The sequence below is a fragment of the Vibrio artabrorum genome (assembly GCF_024347295.1).
GTDB classification, from domain to species: domain Bacteria; phylum Pseudomonadota; class Gammaproteobacteria; order Enterobacterales; family Vibrionaceae; genus Vibrio; species Vibrio artabrorum.
In genome coordinates this window covers 1,111,063-1,133,463 of the sequence record NZ_AP025459.1, presented here as the reverse complement: position 1 = coordinate 1,133,463, position 22,401 = coordinate 1,111,063, and the positions used below count along the sequence as shown (strand labels likewise).

The following is a 22,401-nucleotide window of genomic DNA, read 5'->3' as shown; positions in this document are numbered from 1 at the left end:
GGATCTTGAACAATGATTCGCCTATTTCTTGCTCTACCTCTGGCGGGCGCATTGGGTCTAGCTCTTTTTTCTTTTATGGCTTGGATGGTCGATAATGGTCATCAACGTTCAGCAGACAACCGTGAGACGTTAAGTTTCAATATGGTGATGGTGGAACAAGAACAACAAGTTCAAAGAAGACAACGTGTCGTTCCTGAAAAACCAGAAATGCCAGAGCCGCCACCGAAAGCACAAGCGTCTCAATCACAAGCGGAAGTGACGCCACTCAACTCAATGTCGTCACTGCCTTCATTGAATTTGGATACATCAATTGATGGTTTAGCGATTAACGCGCCAACCTTTTCTGATTTTGGGTCAAACCAACAGGCAATGCCTTTGTATCGAGTCGAACCGCGTTATCCAGCAAAAGCGTTAAAACGTGGTGCTGAAGGCTATGTCATGATGTCTTTTACCATCGATGAAACGGGACGACCTGTCAACATTCAAGTCACGGATGCAAATCCACGTCGAATGTTTGAACGTGAAGCCGTGAGAGCACTTAAAAAATGGAAATATCAACCGAAAGTTGTTGATGGAAAAGCGATAGCTCAAGTTGGTCAAACCGTGAAACTCGAGTTTAAGTTGGCAAAATGATGAAACAGATATGGATATTAGTGGGCGTGTTATTAATGCCTCTAACAACACAAGCCCAAGCGTTATCTCAATATACGGCTATTCGTGTTCAAAAGGCCTATCAACTGGCTCAAGATGAACAGGTTAAGCAGGCCATTGATGTACTGGCGGATTTAGATCTCTCTAAAGGTTACGATAAAGCCTATGTAGCACGTATGCTTGGTGTATTTTATTGGCAAGATGGTAAAACTGATGCGGCGATTAAGCAGCTCACTTATGCCGTCGATACGCATTTGCTCGTTGATGAGCAAGCTTGGGTCACGAAGCGCATGCTGGCTGATTTGTTGTTGAACGATCAGCAGTGCAAAAAGGCGCTTCGGTACTATTACGAGTTAGTGAAAACAGCACCAGAAAAGGAAAAGAAAGACACGCTTTGGATGCGAATTGCACAAGCTGAATACCAAATGAAGAACTGGTCGAAAGTACTCGTGGCCATCGGTAATCATGATAAGTTCAATTCAAAACCTGAGTTATCACCTCTATCGTTAAAACTCGGTGCACAGCTTCAGTTAAAGCAGTGGAAACCGTCGATTCCTACATTGGAAAGCCTCATTGAACTTCAACCAGAGAAAGATAATTGGTGGCGTCAACTGGTCGGTATTCAGTTAAGACTGGATCGTTACCGAGATGCATTGAATACCTTAGCACTGGCTGATCTCCAAGGCGTTGAGCTTAAAAAATCAGATCGACGGCTACTGGCTCAATTGTATGCCAAACGTGGTATTCCAGAGCGAGCCGCACAAGAAATAGCTAAGTTAGATGATGAGAACAGCGACGTTCAACTTCTCGCAGAGCAAGCCACGTATTGGCAATTAGCGAAAGAGTGGGACAATGCCATTAAAGTGTGGACGTTGGCGTCTCAAAAAGATGCTCAGTATCATTGGAATGTAGCTCAACTACTGGTTCAGCAAGGTTACTACGATCGAGCATTGGTTGTGTTAGACAAAGTGAAAGACAAAAACAAACAAGCTGACGTGGCATTAGCGAAAGTACGTTCATGGTACAAGCTTAAGAAGCTTGATAACGCGCTCGCGCAAGCCAAGCGTGCAAATAACATTGAACCGTCATCTGAAGCACAAGGTTGGATTAAATACCTGACTCAGCTTAGAAAAGTCAGTGATAAAGGAAATGTCTAATTCCTGATAGTGAAAACCGAACACAACAAGCATAACATTAACGATGGGTGCCATTTGCTCGCTCCAATGACACCCATCGTTAATGTTGGTGACTTAAGCTCATCTCGCTATATTGTATGGATTTATGGATTTAAGGCTCACACATCGTGCCACTAGACGTAGCACTTTGAATAACACCACTGTTGTCCGTTATCCAGTTAATGGAGCAGTCGCGATAAGGATTTTTAAAGGTGTGTAAAGTGTTGCCATCCTCCCATAACGTCTTCATTTCAACCCAAGCATAGTGTCGAGACGCCCAAAAACTGATGGGGCGCGAGCGTTCACTGAGATACAACGCCTGTACATCGCTGATGTTTGCCCCTATGTATTGTTGGAGACGCTCTTCTGTGCCGGGTATTAGGCTACTGCACGCTGTTATAAGCGTCATAAAAGCCAAAACAATAATACGCATTTCAAAATCCCTTTAGGCTAAATTAGCGCTCATAAATCGGTTATTCGCTCAGTTTTTAACAAACTACATCAACCAAAGAGTCCACCGCGTTTACATGGTTGTCAAAGTGTTGGAAAGCTCAAATAGTCTCAACTTTCACACCTTAAAGTCACAGTTGCTACCTTACACCAACCTCAATCAAGTATGTTGATACTGAGATTTTTAAGGTTTGCCCCCTGTTATTAATGAGAATGATGACGAGTGAACCATTCTCTCTAGTACAAGTTAGCAAGAATAGGCAAACAGTTCGATGACTTCCCATGTAATGTTGCGTAAATTTCCTTACGTCATTTGCAAATGTAAACAATCTGCGAACGTAAACAATGTAAATTAAATGTCAATACGAATGATTATCAACTAGATTGTCGCCATGAAATTTATAGGTATTAGTTTGTATGTCGTTAAAAAGTAGGGCGATCCAATCTTGGGCTCGTCGACTTCATGTTTATATTTCAATGGCGCTTCTGTTTGTTGTTCTTTTCTTCTCGGTAACGGGTATCACCCTAAATCGACCTGAGTTATTTGAGTCAAGCCAACCCAATATACAACGCTCTACGCTAACACTCCCCGCCAGTTTGTTCACGATCGAAGACGGACGATTAAAAGTCGATGATAACGCCTTTGAAGCATTTCTTTTTGAAGAGGCTGATTTATCTGGTGTTGCTTCTGGTTTAGACATCTACACCGAAATTGAAGATGGAGCATTGCTTGTCGGTGAAGTGTCAATGGACTTCAAAGGGCCAGGCTACAACGGTTCGGTGTTTGTTGATCTGACGTCTGAAACGGTGGAAGTCGAAACCACGAATTACGGCGTGATTGCTCTGTTGAACGACCTACATAAAGGGCGTAACAGCGGCGAAGTTTGGAAGTGGTTCATCGATATCACTGCGCTGCTGATGATCTTTTTTGTTCTCACCGGTGTGTGCTTGCTACTCCCTAAGAAAAAAACGCTCAATACCTCCATTAAATGGACGGTCGTTGGCTCTGTAATCTCACTTGCTGTTTATTTTGTTGCTGTGCCTTAACTCTTCACTCGCTTGATCAATCAGTATCAAGAAAAGTCAAAGGTTAAACGGATTAAAAGGTTGTTAAACATGAAAAAAATCAACTGGAGCAAGGCACTTCTTGCGTTGTCTCTTTTACCAAGCCTAGGTATGGCACAAGCGATTCCTGATTCGGCAAAAATGGATGTCAGTTTTGAGCTGCCAAAGATAGATACCTCAATGTATGCACGCCCTTATGTGGCGGTGTGGGTAGAAAACAGTGAGCGAAAGTCAGTAAAAACCATTGAGCTTTGGGTTGGTAAAGACGAATGGCTTAAAGATTTACGTAGCTGGTGGAGAAAAGTTGGACGCTACGATCGTGAACTCGTTGATGCTGTGACATCGGCAACGCGCCCAGCTGGCAAGTACCGTTTCGTTTGGGATGGTAAGAGCGATGACGGCCAGCCCCTAGACCAAGGTGAATATACCGTTCACATCGAAGTGGTTCGTGAACACGGTGGCCGTAACTACTTGCGTCAAAAAGTATCACTTACGGATGCAAATGCGTTTTATCAGTTAAAGGCAACCAAAGAGACGGGTGAAATCACCTTGAATTACCTCGTTAAATAGCCGATGCGCCGGTTAATACCTGCGATGACTCACCAGTGAGAAAAGGATCGGCGTTTGTCATCGTTAGACCTCATTGGGTGACATGGTTAAAAAATATCAATAACGGAATTGAACATAATGAAACAGACAAAAATGAAAGTACTGGCTTTAGCGGGTGTTGTGGCGTTCGGTTTAGCGGCAACGACTACAGCCCAAGCACACCCCCGTTGGGTATTACCGTCTCACTTCACGGTATCGAAAGAGGGGGGGGATTGGCTGACGTTTGACGTGACTGCGTCTCACGGCACATTCGTTTTCGATAAGCCCGCAGGCAGTGAAAATACGCAGGTCATCATGCCCGATGGCCGAAGCGAGCGTCCAAACTTTGTCGTTCGCGGTAAACGTCGTTCAATTTTCGATTTCTACTTTGAAGAAGAAGGTACGCATAAAGTCGCGATTAATAATGAACCTTCTTACTATACGCATTACAAAGCGGGCCGTCGTGATACCGTGAAAAGGATCAAAGCGAACAAGGCAGACCGCGATTCCGTCCTTCCTAAAGAATCACGTGACATGGTAACGCAGCTCAGTTTCACACGCGCTGAAAGTTACATCACAGTCGGTAAGCCATCAGATTCAGTCTTTAAGATTGAGGGTAAGCTTCTTGAAATGAAACCAGTAACACACCCTTCAGACATCATTGAAGGCGAACCTGTAACATTCCAATTCTTCTATAACGGTGAAGTTCAGAAAGACGTGACCGCGGAGATCACCCGTGAAGGCACGCTTTACCGCAACCACCAAGAGCAGATTGATGTTGTGAGTGATGAGAATGGCGAAATCACGTTCACACCGGATGTGGCGGGTCGTTATGTCATGAAAGCAAACTACAAAGGTGAGTTGATCAATAACCCACTGGCAGACAAAGCCAGTGCCAACGTCCACTTAACCTTCGAAGCACTGCTTCAATAATTGGCTTTATCGAGGAGGTTCCTCGATGTTGAGACCAACAACGGTTTATCACCATTATGAGTTCAAAAACAGGGGCTCATTTGAGCCCTGTATCACTCAGTCTCGTACTGAGAAATTGCATTGTGTCTAGGGTACAAATCATGACAATAAAAACAAAACTAAACGCGGTAGTCGCCCCATGCATGGCTCTGGGACTTGGTTTCGCTGCATTACCTGCGCAAGCACACTTTCCCCTTATGAGTTGTTGGTTTGAAGGCCAAATGGTGGCCTGTGAAGCGGGCTACTCAGACGGCAGTAAAGCGATTGATTATACAGTCGAGATGTACGACTACGAAGACAACTTAATTGCAAAAGAGTTGACGGACAAGCGCTCTATTGTTGAATTTTCCAACCCTGATACTGAGTTCTACCTTGTGTTTGATTCTGGCCATGAGTTTCCTGTTGAAGTCGACGTTATCGAGATCAGTGAGAAATGATGATTCAAGGTGTGCGTGCTGATACGGGCGGCAGAGAAGGCAAATGGGTAGGGCTGATCATGGTGTTCATTCTGAGCTTTGCTGTGGTTGCTATCCCATTTCACCAAGCAGAATCGCATATCGAAGCGGTACTCGATCATCAAATCTTAGTGACCGATGTTGAGCAGAAAAACTTGGCGATGTTATCCGAGCTGCGTTTGGCTCATGAAGAGATTCGTGACCAGCGCATGGACTCTGACGGCGAATGGCCAAGTGTTGCGTCACTTAAAGATGAATGGGTCGCGCCATTTGTTGAAGACCAGAGTTGGAAGCGCAAAGGTTCTCATACTTGGTTATTGGACGAGCGTGGTTACTACGTCGCGTTAGCAAGTGAACATGCGGCACTAAGTGAACAAGCTACGCCAACCGATCATGGCTTCGCGGATTCCTTTATTTTGAACGCCAACAGTGTTTCTCCTGAAATCTGGATTTACCTAGGAGGCGTAGCAAGTCAACCGACTCATTTTGATGAGAACACACTGGAGTCAGCAGGTTGGAAAATGGTCGTCAATGAATCACAAGTTGAACAGCATGATGCTGCTTCTCATTAAGTACTCCGGCTTACAAAAATGCTCACAAATTATAAGAGATTTACTATGCGAATTATGACTCTATTGATGTCGTTATTAGCGGTGTTAATGACACCCAATGCATTGGCAAAAGAATACAAGGTCGACAGCGATAAGCTGACGATTGGCATAACCCTTCAGCCTTACTACAGCTACGTAAAAGCCGTCGTGGGTGACAAAGTGAACATCCTTCCTTTGGTTGATGCTGGCTTTAATCCGCATAATTACTTGCCACAACCGAACGACTTAAAGCGATTGAGCCAGATGGACGCCATCGTGGTAAACGGTATTGGTCATGACGACTTCGCACTAAAAGTAATCTTAGCCGCGCAACGTGATGACTTAGTGGTGATCGAAGCGAACAAAGAAGTGCCTTTACTGCCGGCATTAGGCCAGTCAGTGGGTCAAGGCGCGGTGAATCCGCACACGTTTGTTGGACTTTCGACAACCATCCAAAAGGTTTACACCATCGCGAGTGAAGTCTCTAAGCTCGACCCAGACAACGCGGTTTTTTATCGTAACAATGCGCGTCAATACGCTAAGCAATTTCGCTTTATGAAGCGCGATGCGATGTTGTCACTAGGTGAACTCGATACTTCAGGTATGAAGGTGGCGACCACGCATAATGCTTATGGCTATATCTTGCAAGAGTTTGGTGTGGATGTGGCAGCGGTGATTGAGCCTGCACACGGTGTTGAACCAAGTGCGAGCCAGCTGCAAGAGACGATCGAAAAGATCCGCGCATCGGGCATTGATGTGTTGTTCTATGAGTTAAACATGCCAAACCGTTTTGTTGACACCATTGAAGCGGAAACGGGCGTGCAGCTTTACCGTTTTTCTCACATGACGCACGGCGAATATCAAGACGATAAAGTTGAAGTTGAGATGAAGAAGAACCTAGAAACGCTGATCGAAGCCATGAAATTTGCGGCTGCGAACCAAGCTAAAAGCGGGAACGCATAATGTTAGGTCCATCGATTTCAATCAATCAACTTGGTCTGCAGTACGACAACAACGTCATTCTTGACGATATTTCACTTGAACTTAAAGCGGGTGAGTGCCATGTGATCATGGGACCAAACGGCGGTGGTAAAACCTCTTTGCTGCGCTCGGTTCTTGGTTTGACGCCTTTCTCTGGGCAAATCAATATTCATTGGCCAGAAAAGCCAAGTATTGGTTACGTTCCTCAAAAAGCGACCTTTGAATCGAGCTTACCTCTTACAGTCATGGATTTCGTGTTGCTTAACCAAACTCGAATTCCTCTATTTTGGCGTGGTAAGTCCAAGCAGTTGGATCTGGCATTAGCGCAGTTGGATCGAGTGGGTATGGCGACACGTAGCGATCGCCGCATGGGACAGTTGTCGGGCGGTGAGCAGCAACGCGTGTTGTTTGCTCAAGCGTTGTTGGATAACCCAAGCTTATTAGTGTTGGACGAACCAACGACCGGCATGGATGAGCAGGGCGTTCGTTACCTTGAATCGCTGATTCGTGAATGTGTTGACGAGGGTCGCACGATCCTTGCGGTTCACCACGATGTCACCGCAGTACGTCGCCTTGAAGCCAATGTACATGTTGTGAATCGATTCTTGGTGGATAGTGGTCCACATGAACAAGTACTGCACCCAAGTAAAATTGAAAGCTTATTCCAGCATTACAGCAGTGGCGCTGCGATGAACAAACCAAAGGAGGTTGCGTAATGGATTGGTTACGACACCTTGCCATAAGTGGTGTTGAAGCGGGTTGGTTATCAGACAGCTTCATGTATGCGTTCATGGTCAATGCCTTGGTGGCGGCACTATTACTTGGCCCGTTATTAGGTGGTCTTGGCACTTTAGTGATAGCAAAACGTCTGGCTTTCTTCTCGGAAGCGGTCGGTCACGCGGCATTAACCGGTATCGCTATTGGAGTGTTGCTTGGCGAGCCACCGGAAAACCCAATTATTGGACTGTTTAGTTTCTGTATGATCTTCGCGCTGCTTCTTCATTTTGTAAGAAACAGAACCAATGTGCCATACGATACCTTAGTCGGCGTTTTCCTTGCACTAGCGTTAGCGGTGGGCGCGGCGTTACTGATGTACGTTGCACGCAAAATCAATATTCACATGCTTGAGAACGTATTGTTTGGCTCTATTTTGACGGTAACAGACCAAGACTTAGCGATTCTTGCAGGCAGTTGCGCGATCATCATTTTGCTCTTAATTCCGACGTTCAATCGTATTCTTTTGACTTGTATCAGCCCAGATATTGCCAAGGTTCGTGGTTATAACACCAGTTTTTACGACTACTTGTTTGTCATGATGATCACCTTAGTGACGATTGCCGCGGTGAAGATTGTCGGTGCCGTTCTGGTTGGCGCGTTATTGCTGATTCCAGGTGCTACCGCTCGCTTGCTGACTAAACGTATGGGTAGTTTTGTGCTGCTGTCTGCCTTGTTGGCAACTATCGCGTGTGTAGTCGGAACGGTTTTACCTATGGAGCTAAAACTGCCCGTACCATCAGGCGCTTCAATCATCATCGTTTCTGCGACATTTTTCTTAGCAGCAACACTCTATCGAATTATGAGAAAGGCATAATCATGACCCCTTTAATGAATCGTATCTCAAGCTCAGTGAAGGCAACGACTCAAGCGGGCGCACTAAGCTGCCTATTTTGGGCTGGCTCAATGGTGTCTATCAATGCTAATGCTGAGGATATCCTCACCAGTACACCGGTGACTTATGCTTTGGCGACAGAGCTAACCAAAGGCACTGACATTACCACCGAATATCTACCGCCAAAGCGCTATGGTATTGATCGTCTGCCAAACTGGTTTGGTAGTAAGGGCGCAAGCAAAGTCTTACAATCCGGTAAAAGGGCAACGGTTGTATTAACGCTGTCGTCCATCTGGCCGGCGGACCCTACTTTCATATACGCAAGGCAGGGTAACATCCGTTTAGTGGAAGTGGATGCCGCTCAAGCGATCACACCGCGTGCTCAAGGTGTCGCAGCACTGACGTTATCGAGTGGTGATGTGTCTAAGTATGCGTGGTTAAACCCAACCAACTTAACGCGCATGGCGGCGATCGTAGCTGACGACTTTAAGTTATTGTGGCCGGCGCAGGCTGATGCCATTGATGGCAACCTACAACGTGTCATGCTTGATGTGCGTGAACTGATAAACAAGCAACAAGCGGTATTGCTGGATAATGACGTTGATTCAGTATTGTTGCTTTCAGAAAGCTTGGAAGATTTTGCTTCAGGTAGCCAACTGTTCGTTGTAGAGCGTATGTTCAAAGCTGAACTTGAATGGACAGAGCAAGACAAAGCCAAACTCAAAGCGATGTTTTCAGAAGATGATGCACTGTGGTTAGTGACCACGAAAAAGCCCACGACTTTGCTTCAGTCACTGGTACCGATTGAACGAATGCTTGTTGTTGATCCGGTAGATCGTTGGGGAAGCGCGGGGATTCATGCAAAAGCGCCATTTACACGCTGGGAAGTTCGGCCTTTTAAAGGCTAATCAGCGCGATTAAAAATGGTAGGATCAAAAAAGCAGCCCAATTAGAGGCTGCTTTTTTGTTCTTGTCTGTTGGCTCTTGGAGAGTATCAGACAAGAGAGCTGCGAGTTTATAACTTACTCTGCAGCTTTTGTCTCTTCGACTTCAACAGTCGCTTCAACTGTGCCTTCAGCTTGCTCTTGAGCGGCTTTAGCCTGTTCTTCAGCTTCCATTTTTGCACGGTCAGCTTTAGAAATGTAGCGAGGCTTGTTGCTACCATGCAGTTTCGAATTCGCTTGTTTCTGCTTCTTCTTTAGAATTTGGTTGATTTTTTTCTTACGGTTCATTGCTGCATAGCCTTGTATTTAGTTTAGGCGGTGGAGGATAATCATTTTAGATCTAGAACTCAATATTTACATGGTATTCAGCAAGGAAAATATCACTATGCAGGCAGTCGAGACCGAACGTTTACGATTAAGAATGATCACACCTCAAGATGCGGTGTTTATTCAACGATTATACAGCTCACAAGATTTCCTACGTTATATTGGAGACAAGGGCATTACTGATACTGACAAGGCTGTTGAATACATCGAAAATAACATTCTCACGATGCACAGAGAGAAGGGAGTGTGCTTACTAATGGTCGAAATCAAAGATTGTTCCATCCCAATTGGTATCTGTGGATTAATTAAACGAGAGACTTTAGCGTCACATGATATTGGTTATGGTTTTGTCCCTGAAGCGTACGGTCAAGGTTTTGCACGAGAAGCGGCACAAGCGATAATTGAACAAGCGAAACATCACGCTGATATCGATCATTTAGTTGCCATCACGACCTCAGATAACATTCGAAGTATCGCATTGCTGACAAAATTAGGTTTTGTCTTTGAGCGAGTCGAAGACGTATTAAGTGAAAGTGTTAATCTCAACCTGTACGGTTTATCTCTGGGCAATTAATCATGTTTCAACATAACAACATTCTACAAGGCGAACTCGCAACGGAGTACAAAACCGTGATTGCGATGGTGCACATCTACTGTAAAGATCACCACGGTGCAGTGCGTCAGAATGGCGCGTTATGTGAAGAGTGTGAGCAACTGTTACGCTATGCCGAAACGCGACTTGATCGCTGCCCTTATGGTGAAACCAAACCGACTTGTAACAAGTGTCCAATACATTGCTATAAGCCCGAACCGAAACAGCAGATGCGGTTAGTGATGCGTTATGCTGGGCCTAGAATGTTACTTAAGCATCCGATTTTAGCGTTCAGGCATTTGTTTCATGAGCAACGAAAAGTGCCCGATAAGCCATTGCCGAATGTGTCGAATCGCCATATCCGAATGGATAAAAATAGTGATATCTCTAGAGAACGAGGCAACAAAAAGGTTTGATTTACCAAACCTTTTTGTTTCTATTTAATACTTAACTGTAAACCTAGATTGGTCAATTTAGAGGGTTATGCAGTTTGCGGCTCTTCGTGGGTCACTGTTAGGTTGTTGATCCAGCGTCGGCTTAGGTAGCGGTGTGAACATATGGCCAGTTTGACCACTTCTTCTACCAACATCAGGCCATAGATGTATTTGAAATCCCATCCCGCGACAAAGGCACCGTACACACATACTGGAATGCCAACCATCCACATCGCAATAAAATCCATGCGTAGACAAAACGCGTTGTCACCACCAGCACGAATAATACCGTTAATGATCACCATGTTTAGCATGCGAATCACCACAGCAAAACACATGATCATGATTGCTGGTGCTGCGAGTGGGTATAACTTCTCGTCTGTTAAATTCAGCCAACTCAATACGTGCTCCTTGCCGACGAAGAGAAGAAGACCGACAACCGCGCCAAAGCCAACGACGGCTTTAATGAAGGTCAGTCCCATACTCATCGCTTCATCAAACTCATCACGACCCAATGAATGACCTAGCAGTACTGAACACGCCACTGAAATACCGAAAAATACCGAATAACACAGCGATTCAAAGGGCGCGAGCATAGAGAATACAGCCAACTCTGTTGTCCCCATATGACCGAAGATCATTTGGTACGCCATGGTGCCCATTGCCCACAATACGGCATTCATTGTTAATGGCAGTGCAATACGACGGTAAGACAACCACAATGACGGACGATGTGGTGAACTTGGTGTCGTTAATAGCCAGTGTTTACGCATACGCATATAGCCATACATCAAGCCAACTTGAATTGCGCGAGCTAGTGTCGTTGCAAGCGCTGCACCCGCAACACCCATCGCAGGAATACCAAAGGCACCTTTAATCAGAATGAAGTTAAGTGCAATGTTGAGTGCAATGGTCACCGCCCCTAATAATAGAGGTGTTACAGTGTCACCCGATGAGCGTAGGCTGGCTTCTACCACGACAACAATATGAGTCAGAAGTAGGACAGGGAAGCCGTACCAAAGATAAGTCGCGCCGAGTGCTATCACAGTTTGATCGCTGGTTTGCAACATCATTAAAAAGTGGGAGCCAAGAGTGATGATAGCAGTAACAGGCAGCAGAACTTTTAGACCAAACACCATTGCAATGGATGATACGGTGCGTGCGCTTTTACGGTCGTTTTTTCCCCAATATTGCGCAACCAGTGTGCCGTTTGCTGAGGCTAAGCCAGCCATAATCATAATTGCTACGAAGTGCCACTTTGATGCAATTCCCACTGCTGCTGTCGCTTCCATACCGTAGTCACTAACCATCAGTACGTCAGCAAGGGCTAGAATTGCGACAAGCGCACTTTGTAATGCAACAGGTAAACCGAGCTTGAGAATGCGCGGTAATATGCTCTCAGCCGTGTTTTTGTTGTATAATTCAGGGTTGGTGTTAGTAGTCATAGGTTCTCCAATTTATGGCAGAACTATAGTGAGTTGAGGCGGATAAAAACATGTTCAAAAAACAACAAAACCTGTGCGAATCCGTCATTGAACAAATGCGACCTAAATCGAGATGGCAAGATGACGTCTTTTTAGCTGAAGCGTGCAAAGAACGTTTTTTGACCGTTGAAGATATCCCAGAAATGAAGAGTAGTGGGGTTTACATGGCCGGTATGGCTAAGCTGTACGATGCTTATTGGGTGGAACGCGAATCAGTGGACGTGCATACGCTCATTTTCACACAAGAAGGGGGCGGTATACTGACGACGTCTACCTCGGTGCAAGCCATTACGCCGTATACGTTAGTTGTTCTTCCGGCTGAAACCTCTTTCCGTTTTGAGCTTGACCCGCAATACAATTATTGGAAGATGGCGTGGATGTTGACACCGTCGACTCCTCAGTGGCAACACATTGCAAGTTTAGGTCAGCGTATTGTGCCGTTCGGAGAATGTGAACAAATCTGGTCGTTAATGAACTTGGTTTACTTTGAAATTGGTGGCAGAGCGAGTTATAGAAAGTTGCTTATGAGTGAGATCATTCGGAGTTTGACCGGCTTTGAACCTAAGTCGACAAGTACCACTGCGCGAGTTCAGGCACTCTACAATGAAATCGAGAGCAGTCTCCATTTGGCGTGGACAGTTGCAGGGATGGCTGAGCGTGTCTTTATCAGTGAAGAGCAGTTAAACCGGGTCACCAAGTCATTGTTTAATGTCTCGCCTCGCCGCAAATTGATTCAGCTCAGAATGGATAAATCGACCAGTTTATTGAAGCAGCAAGATTGGTCGGTGTCGATGATTGCCAATCGTTTAGGCTACAAAGATCCTTATAACTTCTCGCATCGATTTAAAAAGCATTTCGGTTTATCACCCAGCCAATATCGAAAGAGTTATCAGATATTAGACAGAGATTAAGTAATAAAGCGCATCATTTAGCGAGTTCATCAATATTTAGCGCATTCACCGATTTTCAATTGATGCAAAACAAAAAGGCCCGGAGTTTAAACGTAAAGTCCTCACTCAGAGCCTTAGTGGCAAATATTTATTGTCCTGAAGTTACTCGCCTGCAATCTGCAAAGGAGAGCGCTTTAGGCTCGCGACCAGCATGTATATCGTTGTCGCAAGCAGAGACGCGAACAGGTACGTGAACAGCCCTGCTTGTGAATTCATAAAGCTGTCTGCAACGATGGGGCCAACAACAGAACCGATGCTGTAGCAAAGCAGCATAATTTGAGTCACTGACACCAAGTAGTTTGGGTCAAGGTTGCGGCACCCCAAGTTAATCGCGATTGGGTACAGCGCAAATGTTGCCATGCCCAAAACGAACAGGCTCATGCCTAATACGTAGAAATCGTGATTGATAGTCAACACGCCAATGCTTGCAACCCCTAGTAGGCAGAACAGAGCCATTAATAACACTTGTCCTACGTGGTGAGATAACCAAGTCACCATTGGTTGTACAGCCATGCCACCGATGATCACTAAAGCCATCAAACCGCCTATGTCTTCGTGAGCAATGTTACGTTGAGCAAGTTCAACTGGCATCAAACCATAAATCGCCCCGAGTGTTAATCCAGATACAATGCAGCCAATGAGCGCGCTGTGGCTTAATTTGCTGATCTGCTTTAAAGACAAAGATTGCGCATCGTGGATCTGTGGTGGCGTTGCTTGTCCGTACATCAGCACAATGATCGCACCAAACAGAAGGGTGAACATTGCGATGAAAGGTACCCCACCAGTAATACCTAGGTAACCGATACCAAGCTGACCAACGGCAGAACCGCCGTACAGTGAGCACATGTAGATAGCGAGGCGTTTTGCTCGTTGTGATTCGTCACCGCTCATTAGCCAAGACTCTACAATCACGAAGATACCTGCAACCGCCACACCTGCCACAAAGCGAGCGAATAGCCATACTGCTTGATGTGGGATCAATGGCAATACAAGGATCGTGGCGATGAACACACTCAATGCGATGACGAACGCGTCTTTGTGACCAACACGCGCAATGGCACGTTCAATCAATAATGTACCAGCCAGTAGACCTGCATAGAATGCACTCGCCAACCAACTCGATAAATTTTTGTCTAAGCCATACTCAGACAGCATTAATGGTAATGAACTCATTAAGTAGCCTGAAGCGATCGCGTAAAAAGACAATGCAATAACAGGGACCGTTATGCGAGTTGTTGGTTGGATATTGTCCAATGCAGGAGCCTCTGATAGTCGAAGGAACGATGAATTTTCCGCGACTATGGAGGAGAAATTGGATTGGGTAAAACGAATAAAAATAGTCGTCAAGATAAAATAAATTTATCACCACTCTAAACTAAAATACCATTGCGACATTTCACAATTCAGCCAGATTTTATACGGTCGAAAAGCCGTTAAGCTGTTGTTCTATAGTGGTTTAATTTATAGAGAGACGGTAAAGTGGTTGGCTTGTTCTGATTGGGTTCGCATTGACGCTTATCTGTTAAATCGTCCCTTTACGGTATTGGCATGACGAGTTACCACTCTACTTGCGAAAGGCATGTCGAACGTTAGCACTATCATAAAGAGCGACGCGCTCAGGTATCTCTTCAATACTCTTTTTTGTTGAAGAAAACTGGTGATTAGAAAGGTTCCCAGTTTGACTCAATGGATTTTATTTATGGATAATATCTCGGCATTTCAATCAGCATCTGTGAGATTTTCTCTTTGATGCTGATGGGGCGTTGATCTTAGCCCGTCACCACACGATTTGAGACATACCCATAAAGTGATGACAAGGCTCTCTAACCTATTTTTTTGTGCTTACTTAGAATAAAGCAAAAATGAAATTCAATAGCTCACCCCCATGTTATTTGGTTAGAGCTTGATTCAGCCATTGATCAAATTGACCTTTTGGTAGCGCACCGTTTATCGTATCGACACGTTTACCGTCTTTAAACACCATCACGGTCGGAATGCTTCTGATTTGATACATTGCCGCGAGCTGCTGCTGTGCTTCAGTATCAATCTTAACGAATCGAACATCTCCAGAGCGTTCTTTTGCAACGTCGCTGAACACAGGCGCAAAACCGACAGCAAGCTTCTGTGGATTTGTTTTTATTATCAAGAAAACTTTAATTAGTTGATTTTGTTGAAAATAAATGTTTTTTCAATTAATCGATGTTATTGACAACTTATCAACCCAGTACTAGCTTTATTATTAATTCAATAATTGAAGGTATCTTGCGTATGAATACTAGTATTTTGAGCAAATTATCTCTTCTATCTGGTGCTATATCAAAGCCATTAAGCTTACAGGTGAGCGCTGTAATTGACTCAGTTTACCCAGAAGGATATGAAACAAAAAAGATACAGATATTTAATATTTATGCAGCTTTCTTGTATTCTCAGGATTTGACGAAATTTAACGGTATCGAGATCTTTAGTAATAAAGATAAGTTTCAATCCCATCTAGACATGCTCATTGGTTTTATTTATGCAGAGCAAGAAGGTTTGAAATTTAAAACAATAACAACCTTCTCCAAGCCTATTCATAATGTGATGTGCACACTTGCCAAAGTCAATAACATTGATATTCCTACAAGAACATTTGGCATTACAAAGATTAGTCATTATATCCAGGACTGCATTAGTAAATATCAATCACTGCCAGTCAATGATGATAAACTGGCCTATCTAAATGGTTGGTTGATTACATCACAGGAGCGTAGAAATGTTGTGGTTCAGCTGGACTTTCTCTACGTGAAATATGGTCGTTATTTTACTGATAAAATACATGATGCCTTAAGGATTTATGGATTAGGGCAGAAAACAAACACGCTCCAATCGAGAATCTTTGAGCTGATAAATTTACTTGAGGTTGTATCGATATTAGATAAAAAAGGCACGATTGAATCTTTCGAGTTATTACTTGATGAAAATAATGTACAAGTGACTTTTTATAAAGTATTTCAAATTAAATTATCAGAATGCATCTTCAAAAATAACAATTTAGTTGCCTTTAATAGGGCGCTTATAACATCAATTGAGGCGTATGAATCTGCGTTTATTAATAGAAGGGTTTACCCTTCTCCTTTGAAGCCTTTTATTAGACCTAAAGTTTTACAAGTTCAAAACCCACCCAGTTTCTCTAGTGGCGGTAAAACAAGTGAATTGGAAAAGGTGCGTTGGTTTGCTGATATCCCTTTACAGATTAAAGATGAGGAGGCAATCGAGATTATAGAGGCGCGTAATAATCGAGATATGGGATATTTAAAAACGGTTTTAGTAAGTCATTTTCACGATATTAAAAGGAGACAAGAAAGAAATAAAGCATTTATTGAGAATGGTAGAGTTAAACCCATAACAGGAAACGTAGGTGGTCGTGGTGCTATAGCTCACCCTATTGGTAGTGTGCATTTAGAAAACACCGTAGCTACTTTTTATCATTATGGCATTGGAGGCTATAAAGGTACCGATTATGATGTTTTTCTTGGATTTAGATCTAAGACATACGAGCTAATTAAGGAGCTTAATCTTCCTACAAATTCGACACTGTTTACCTTGACCGCATTACTTGTTATTGAACACCCTAAGATCACCCCTGCATGGCTTCAAAAACTCCAATTGTTTAATGAATACGGTAAAAGACAAGGCTACTTTCAGGTTGGGAAGAAGTTCATATTGTCGAGTGAAAAGGAGCGTAGAGGGCGTAATTTGGCGCAACAAGATGTAGTTTTAAATGACTTTTCCAAATTAATTGTGGATTTTATTGTGGAGCACACCGAGCTTGCCAGAGAGCATTTGAAATCCATCGGCAACCCCAACTGGATGTACCTGCTGCTGACTTGCTCACACAACCAAGTTTTTCGCCCACAAACATCGGCCGCTTTATACCAGAAAAAGCCTTTTTTTATTCGTTTACTTAAAGAAAAAGCCAATATCGCTTATGAGTATGGCTTGTCTGATCAGGATGTTGATAGTATCGCCAGTGTTATTACCCATAGGGCAATTCGTCGTCACCGAGGGCTTCAGATTTATTTAGAGACGCGATCACTAAGCGCTGTTGCTGATGCTTTAGGACATAAAGAAGCACAACGTCAATTGCTGGAGTCCTACCTACCCAAGCCACTAATGGATTTCTTTACCGAACGAGTTGTTCGTCAGTTTCAAAAAGCTATTACTCTTAAAGCGATGGAAAAATCTCCTTACTTGTTAGATGCAGTGAACATGTCCTATGAGCAAATTGAAGAGTTTATGGAGAATCATGGTTTAAGTGAGATTCCTGATTTAAATGCGGATTCGTTTGACAAGGTGGTTTCAACAGCTGAAAAAAGCATCTTTGACAACATCGTATTTACTGTCACAGTACCATTAATTCAATTGCTTATCAGCATTAGAGCCATCATTGAAACTGATGGCGATGAATCCAATTTTCATGATCTCGTTGAGCACTGGTATCAATCTGCATCCTATATATTAAAACGGTTTGAAATAGGGGATTTTTCGGACAGTGATGAAATTCAAGATATGTACAATAAAGCCAAAGGCCTTCCGCTAAACCACGATATCATTAAAGAGGCGATTTCATGTTAACAGCCGTATCTAATCATATTTATTTTGAGGAGCTTACTGGTGATATTGTAGATAACCCCGAGATCCTTAATGGAATGCACATAAATACGCTGTCTCGATTAACAGCTTATGCCGTTGAGAAGGATGACTTTCGGGTTCTTGCTTTATTAAGTCAGATTCACACTGGTATCCCAATGCAAGAGGACTACCTGCCAGAATGGTGGTTATCGGATTTTCATGATGACATTACAACAGTGAAATTTGATCACCAAAAAAAAACAAAAGAAATCCGTTGGTGTGACATTACGTTGGGTGACGGAAAACTTCTAACAAGCGACAAACATAAGCCATTGCTAAATGCTTTTAAGTTTTGGCTAATCGCCTATGATAACCCTCACGAGAATGGCGGTAAGTTAGTTAGTTCAAAAACAGCCGTCAAAAAGTACAACCAGATCCTCGTACTCATAAATACTATTTTATTGAACGGTGATTCGTTAAAACTGCCGGAATTCCATTTGCAAAAGGTAACAGATGAGTTTTGGTTAAAATTGCTCTTAACGATTGCGAAACACTCTGGCTCAGTCATAAATGAACTTTATGAAACAAACTCTCGAATAAAGGACCTTTTAGATAACGTTGTTGTCCCAACAGAGGAAGTTGAGGCATTCAAGGTTAAATACCCTCACACTACTCGTGAACTAGCTAGTGATGACATGACTCTAAATCTTAAAGACAGGGTGAAAGCTTGTTGTTGGCTTCATAAGCAGCGTTATTATGCAAATAAAACAAGGGATAAATATGGTCATCGCAAGCCTCAAGGCAATAACGTCGTCCTCAAAAAGTTGCTGTTCGAGGGAATAATTTTTACCGATGATATTACCATTCCCACTATTCCAGAATTAGAATTAAAGCCAATACCTATTAGTACGGAATACAAAGCAATAGCAAATAAAGAAAGGGGCAATGGAAGCTCGCCAGATAGTCTCGGCTACTGGCTAAATGTTATTAAAATGATTAATACTAATGTTGACAAAATCGGTGTTTGTGATTTTAGACCTGTAACAAGCGATATATCTGTTGCTACAATTCAAAAACTTGCCACACTTCGTAAGCAAGGGCGTACTAAAACATTACCCCCTGAATTTGTTTTCGACTTATTTAGGGATAGCTATGAGCTTCTAAAACAATTTTGCCCACCGCCAAAAGAAAAAGGAATTAACTTTTGGGCTAACATGTTGGATTTATTGGTAGAAGCGAATTCAAAATTATCAGGACAAGACACCAATCCTCAGCGACCTAATTCTCGGTCAATGGCATTTGACGAATCACTCCATTGGAATATGCCAACTAGTGAGCTTGGCCATTGGCTTAAATTTGAAGCCATTGATTTAGTTCACTCATGTTTTAAGAAACTAGGTGTCAAGCAGTTCGAAGCTATATCTTCGAGTGATAAGAGTCGTCATACACGAATCCGAAACAACGAATCGATGCTTGAACTTTTCAATATTTTACAAGGTGCAGTTCAGCTACTTGTTGGTGCTATTATGGCAAGGCGAGTTGATGAACTTGTAAGTATGAAACCGTATGGAAACCTTGTTTATATTGACGATCACGGTAAGAGCTTAACCGATAGTAACCCTTACATTGACGATAATGAGGGCTGGTCTTTGCGGTTTAGCGTCAAAAAGACAGGGATTAAAGGTAAGAACTTAACGGAAGTCAGGCCAATCCCGTTATCTATTGCTCGCTTTGTTTGGCAGTTGGAGCAGTTTAATCAACAAGCTATTGAATCAAGTTTGGATAAAAAAGGCGAACTATGTCTGTTTAATTATATTGATACGCAAACATTTAAAATGGGCAAGCGTAATTCTGATGGATTCAATGCAGCGTTTGATGCGCTATGCGATTATTTTGAGACAGCAACCGTTGAGATAGGTAATGGTAAATACCGTCGTCATTATGTGAGGCAGCACCAATTAAGACGCTTCTTTGCTTTAGTATTTTTCTGGTCAAAAGGTTATGAAAATATGGAAGCGCTTCGCTGGATGCTTGCTCACTCAGATCTAGAACACTTACATAATTATATTACTGAGTCTGAATCAGGCGCAGTGCTTAATAGTGCAAAAGCAAGCACCATTGTTCAGAGTGTAATCGGTAGAAAATCAATGATCGATGACCTTAATGAAGTTGAGAAACTTCGAAAAACCATTGCTAAGAGATTGACAAACGATGCCTCTAGAATGCTGTACGTTAAGGCGTTGGATGAAGCAGTTTGGGATTTTGAAGATGGAAATGAATATCAGACTGTTCCGCATATAAAAAAGCTTCAAGCGGAACAAGATTTAGAAAATGAAGTGTTAACGTTATTAGAAGATGGCTCCATAGCGTTGTATCCAGAGTTTTTTACAGTTGAGAATGAGAATGGAGAGGAAGTCAAAAGCTTCAACCTTATTTTGAAAGTTAATGAGTTGGAGAATGAATGATGAATAAGGAAATAAATCAGAATAAAATATGGAAAACAAGAGATTACCTAAATGAAATTATTGGCTCACCTAAATTATTCAAAGAAGATAAGGAGCTACTAAAACAATTAAAATCTCAAGGAGGACTCGCTAAGCTTGAATCTCTGGATCGCAATATTGAGCCATGCGCTTTAAACACCTTTAAATCTAACGCGGACGAGGTTTTCGGTGGAGGCTTTGATGCAATTGATCAGCTACGAAAAAATGCAGTGAATGCTCTTGAGTTCGAGATTAAGGAAAATAAGTCACGCAAGGGTAGTTTGAACACCCATGCTGGTCAAAAAAAACGTATCTTGGATCAAAAGAAAGAGATTGAAGCACTACAAAGAGAGAACATGTTACTCACTGCGTTACTGCGTGAATCTCGATCAAAAATGAAGACGCTCGCAATATACAAAGGGACAGAAGAACAGCGTTGGGAGGTTTATCTTACTGCTAACCATCAGATTCAGAATGTTTGCGATCTGTATTTTGAAGGTAATATATGATTACCAATACATTAAGGGGTGTTGAATTTTGGACGCATTTGGGTGTTCCAAGTATTGCAAAGAAGCGAAAACCAATTGATGTCCCTTTTCTTAGTTATTCCAACTACAAACCTTGTATGGAAGCTAATGCCTTTATGCACCACTTAGCAGTGCAAAAAAACCTTAAAGCAACAACGATTAGGACGTATGCGGATAAGCTTGTGCACTTAATTCGCTTTATAGATAGTCAACCTATGTTGAGTCGCTTTAGCCAACTTACAGATAGTTCGTTTACTCTTTTCATACAGAATCTTACATTAGAAGTAAAACCTAATGGCGAACCTAAACGGTCATCGACGGAGGTTGCGAAGATCGGTGAAATTTGCGTCAAATTCCTTCATTTTGTCCAGACATTTCAAGACTTAACTCACTTTATTGGTCATGATGAAACTAGCGCTATATTTGTCATTGAGAAGAGGCGATCTATCTTTATCGAGGGCAGGAAAGATAAAAAAGAAGTTACAACTTTCACGCATCCATCATTCCCCAGAAAGGGAGCGATAAAGAGTCGCCACCCTGTCAGTCAGGAGGATGCTCTCAAAATATGGAAATACATCAATAGCCAAAAGAAAGATGTTTCTTATATCAAAGATACCAAATTGAAAAGGCTGGCGAAAAGGGAGAAGTACGATAAACGAAAACGTGATAAAGCGATCTATGTATCAATGGAAATGCTTGGTGCACGTGTCGAAGAGCTTCATACTCTTAGATATAGTGATTATATTGATGCGCGACGAACAGGAACACTTAGAGTCAAAACTAGTAAAAAACGAAATGAAGAAGATAATGTTCGTTATCTACCTGTCGATCATACATTTTTAGAGCAAATAATCAGTTATATAGACGTTAGAAACCGCGTTATGAAGAAGTTTATGGTTAAGCATGATTATCTATTTATTAGTTTAAATAATGGTCAACCATTTAGTGCTAAATCTTGGACTAAATACATCAAACAATGGGCTGACGAGTTAGCAATTACAGGACGAGTGTCCCCCCACCTGTGGCGACATGCTCGATTTACAAATTGGATGATAGATCGAATTTTGGTGTCAAAAGAAATCAACAGTAAAGACGATTTTAGGAAAAATGTTCTCCATACCATGCAGTTCAAGAAGGAGTTACAGCAGTTCTCAGGCCACACCCTTATTAGCTCTCTAGACATTTATCTGGATCTAGCTTGGGAGCAACTTCATGGTTATGCGAAGGTTTATAGTGCTGCTTCTCTAAAAACAACTGTAGAGAGTGTAGAGCGTAGAATCGAAGATATAGAGTCTCAGATGGAAAGGAATGAACTCACAGTCGAACAAGCGATGCAGAGCGTTAAATATCTACTTTCGGCATTTAAGAAAGATGTTGAAAACGCCATAGCCAATGGAAGTAAAGAGGACTAGCCTCTTAATCCCATCAATATGGATTACAGTATGGTCCTTTCTTGGCTGTAAATACACTTATCTCACATAACCGACCGCTAAGGCTTTAATAAGTATACCTA

Annotated in this window: 22 protein-coding genes and 2 pseudogenes; 18 read left to right on the top strand and 6 right to left on the bottom strand. The window is 42.7% G+C overall.

Features of this window, described 5'->3' with window-relative positions; translation table 11 throughout:
- The first annotated feature begins 12 nt into the window (after nt 1–12).
- Together OCU36_RS19035 and OCU36_RS19030 are read left to right on the top strand one after the other, a co-directional pair.
- Entirely contained in the window at nt 13–633 is a 621-nt protein-coding gene (locus OCU36_RS19035; RefSeq protein ID WP_261840067.1) for an energy transducer TonB, read from the top strand.
- Nucleotides 630–1,808 (top strand): tetratricopeptide repeat protein, encoded by a 1,179-nt coding sequence (locus tag OCU36_RS19030; RefSeq protein WP_261840066.1) that lies wholly within the window; start codon nt 630–632, stop codon nt 1,806–1,808. Before OCU36_RS19035 ends, OCU36_RS19030 begins: the two co-directional genes overlap by 4 nt.
- A 130-nt stretch (nt 1,809–1,938) precedes the next feature.
- Here OCU36_RS19030 and OCU36_RS19025 read toward each other — a convergent pair whose 3' ends face one another.
- On the bottom strand, nt 1,939–2,259 hold the full coding sequence (locus OCU36_RS19025) for a hypothetical protein (RefSeq protein ID WP_261840065.1): 321 nt from the start codon (nt 2,257–2,259) through the stop codon (nt 1,939–1,941).
- Between the two features lie 434 nt (nt 2,260–2,693).
- On the opposite strand from OCU36_RS19025, the gene OCU36_RS19020 reads away from it, so the two are divergent.
- From OCU36_RS19020 to OCU36_RS18980, 9 genes are all read left to right on the top strand, one after another.
- Complete coding sequence (locus OCU36_RS19020) at nt 2,694–3,323, top strand: PepSY-associated TM helix domain-containing protein (RefSeq protein ID WP_261840064.1); 630 nt, start codon at nt 2,694–2,696, stop codon at nt 3,321–3,323.
- Between the two features lie 69 nt (nt 3,324–3,392).
- A complete protein-coding gene (locus OCU36_RS19015; protein ID WP_261840063.1) occupies nt 3,393–3,911 on the top strand; it encodes a DUF2271 domain-containing protein in 519 nt (172 codons plus the stop codon).
- 114 nt (nt 3,912–4,025) lie between these two features.
- Nucleotides 4,026–4,862 (top strand): DUF4198 domain-containing protein, encoded by an 837-nt coding sequence (locus OCU36_RS19010; RefSeq protein WP_261840750.1) that lies wholly within the window; start codon nt 4,026–4,028, stop codon nt 4,860–4,862.
- A 140-nt stretch (nt 4,863–5,002) separates the two neighbouring features.
- Nucleotides 5,003–5,338 carry a hypothetical protein gene (locus tag OCU36_RS19005; RefSeq protein ID WP_261840062.1) on the top strand — a complete coding sequence of 112 codons (336 nt, stop codon included), beginning with the start codon at nt 5,003–5,005 and terminating at the stop codon, nt 5,336–5,338.
- The gene (locus tag OCU36_RS19000; protein WP_261840061.1) at nt 5,335–5,928 is read left to right on the top strand and encodes a DUF6162 family protein; all 594 of its coding nucleotides are present in this window, start codon (nt 5,335–5,337) and stop codon (nt 5,926–5,928) included. The genes OCU36_RS19005 and OCU36_RS19000 overlap by 4 nt, the downstream gene beginning before the upstream one ends.
- A 45-nt stretch (nt 5,929–5,973) precedes the next feature.
- Nucleotides 5,974–6,909 carry a metal ABC transporter solute-binding protein, Zn/Mn family gene (locus tag OCU36_RS18995; protein ID WP_261840060.1) on the top strand — a complete coding sequence of 312 codons (936 nt, stop codon included), beginning with the start codon at nt 5,974–5,976 and terminating at the stop codon, nt 6,907–6,909.
- On the top strand, nt 6,909–7,643 hold the full coding sequence (locus OCU36_RS18990; RefSeq protein WP_261840059.1) for a metal ABC transporter ATP-binding protein: 735 nt from the start codon (nt 6,909–6,911) through the stop codon (nt 7,641–7,643). The genes OCU36_RS18995 and OCU36_RS18990 overlap by 1 nt, the downstream gene beginning before the upstream one ends.
- Nucleotides 7,643–8,518, top strand: coding sequence for a metal ABC transporter permease (locus tag OCU36_RS18985; protein WP_261840058.1), 876 nt, complete (start codon nt 7,643–7,645; stop codon nt 8,516–8,518). The genes OCU36_RS18990 and OCU36_RS18985 overlap by 1 nt, the downstream gene beginning before the upstream one ends.
- 2 nt (nt 8,519–8,520) lie before the next feature.
- Complete coding sequence (locus tag OCU36_RS18980) at nt 8,521–9,444, top strand: metal ABC transporter substrate-binding protein (RefSeq protein ID WP_261840057.1); 924 nt, start codon at nt 8,521–8,523, stop codon at nt 9,442–9,444.
- 114 nt (nt 9,445–9,558) lie between these two features.
- Here OCU36_RS18980 and OCU36_RS18975 read toward each other — a convergent pair whose 3' ends face one another.
- Entirely contained in the window at nt 9,559–9,768 is a 210-nt protein-coding gene (locus OCU36_RS18975; RefSeq protein ID WP_261840056.1) for a DUF2986 domain-containing protein, read from the bottom strand.
- Between the two features lie 97 nt (nt 9,769–9,865).
- Here OCU36_RS18975 and OCU36_RS18970 point away from each other — a divergent pair, with 97 nt between their 5' ends.
- Both OCU36_RS18970 and OCU36_RS18965 read left to right on the top strand, forming a co-directional pair.
- A complete protein-coding gene (locus OCU36_RS18970) occupies nt 9,866–10,381 on the top strand; it encodes a GNAT family N-acetyltransferase (protein ID WP_261840055.1) in 516 nt (171 codons plus the stop codon).
- 2 nt (nt 10,382–10,383) lie between these two features.
- Nucleotides 10,384–10,815: a nitrous oxide-stimulated promoter family protein gene (locus OCU36_RS18965; RefSeq protein WP_261840054.1), complete on the top strand. Its 432-nt coding sequence runs from the start codon at nt 10,384–10,386 to the stop codon at nt 10,813–10,815.
- Nucleotides 10,816–10,880: 65 nt separating this feature from the next.
- On the opposite strand, the gene OCU36_RS18960 is transcribed toward OCU36_RS18965, so the two are convergent.
- Nucleotides 10,881–12,278 (bottom strand): MATE family efflux transporter, encoded by a 1,398-nt coding sequence (locus OCU36_RS18960; protein WP_261840053.1) that lies wholly within the window; start codon nt 12,276–12,278, stop codon nt 10,881–10,883.
- Between the two features lie 50 nt (nt 12,279–12,328).
- Here OCU36_RS18960 and OCU36_RS18955 point away from each other — a divergent pair, with 50 nt between their 5' ends.
- Nucleotides 12,329–13,228: a helix-turn-helix domain-containing protein gene (locus OCU36_RS18955; RefSeq protein WP_261840052.1), complete on the top strand. Its 900-nt coding sequence runs from the start codon at nt 12,329–12,331 to the stop codon at nt 13,226–13,228.
- Between the two features lie 141 nt (nt 13,229–13,369).
- Here the strand turns inward: OCU36_RS18955 and OCU36_RS18950 are convergent, their stop codons facing one another.
- From OCU36_RS18950 to OCU36_RS18945, 3 genes and pseudogenes are all read right to left on the bottom strand, one after another.
- Nucleotides 13,370–14,521: an MFS transporter gene (locus OCU36_RS18950; RefSeq protein WP_261840051.1), complete on the bottom strand. Its 1,152-nt coding sequence runs from the start codon at nt 14,519–14,521 to the stop codon at nt 13,370–13,372.
- A 310-nt stretch (nt 14,522–14,831) separates the two neighbouring features.
- A pseudogene (locus OCU36_RS20130) lies at nt 14,832–15,079 on the bottom strand (AraC family transcriptional regulator); the annotation flags it as partial.
- 76 nt (nt 15,080–15,155) lie between these two features.
- Nucleotides 15,156–15,380: pseudogene (locus OCU36_RS18945) on the bottom strand (thioredoxin domain-containing protein); the annotation flags it as partial.
- Between the two features lie 155 nt (nt 15,381–15,535).
- Here OCU36_RS18945 and OCU36_RS18940 point away from each other — a divergent pair.
- From OCU36_RS18940 to OCU36_RS18925, 4 genes are read left to right on the top strand one after another with little or no spacing between them, the layout of a single operon-like run.
- Nucleotides 15,536–17,881, top strand: a complete 2,346-nt coding sequence (locus OCU36_RS18940) for a hypothetical protein (RefSeq protein ID WP_261840050.1) — start codon at nt 15,536–15,538, stop codon at nt 17,879–17,881.
- Nucleotides 17,875–20,343, top strand: a complete 2,469-nt coding sequence (locus OCU36_RS18935; RefSeq protein ID WP_261840049.1) for an integrase — start codon at nt 17,875–17,877, stop codon at nt 20,341–20,343. The genes OCU36_RS18940 and OCU36_RS18935 overlap by 7 nt, the downstream gene beginning before the upstream one ends.
- Nucleotides 20,340–20,870 carry a hypothetical protein gene (locus OCU36_RS18930; protein ID WP_261840048.1) on the top strand — a complete coding sequence of 177 codons (531 nt, stop codon included), beginning with the start codon at nt 20,340–20,342 and terminating at the stop codon, nt 20,868–20,870. Before OCU36_RS18935 ends, OCU36_RS18930 begins: the two co-directional genes overlap by 4 nt.
- Nucleotides 20,867–22,300: a tyrosine-type recombinase/integrase gene (locus OCU36_RS18925; protein ID WP_261840047.1), complete on the top strand. Its 1,434-nt coding sequence runs from the start codon at nt 20,867–20,869 to the stop codon at nt 22,298–22,300. The genes OCU36_RS18930 and OCU36_RS18925 overlap by 4 nt, the downstream gene beginning before the upstream one ends.
- Nucleotides 22,301–22,401 lie beyond the last annotated feature (101 nt).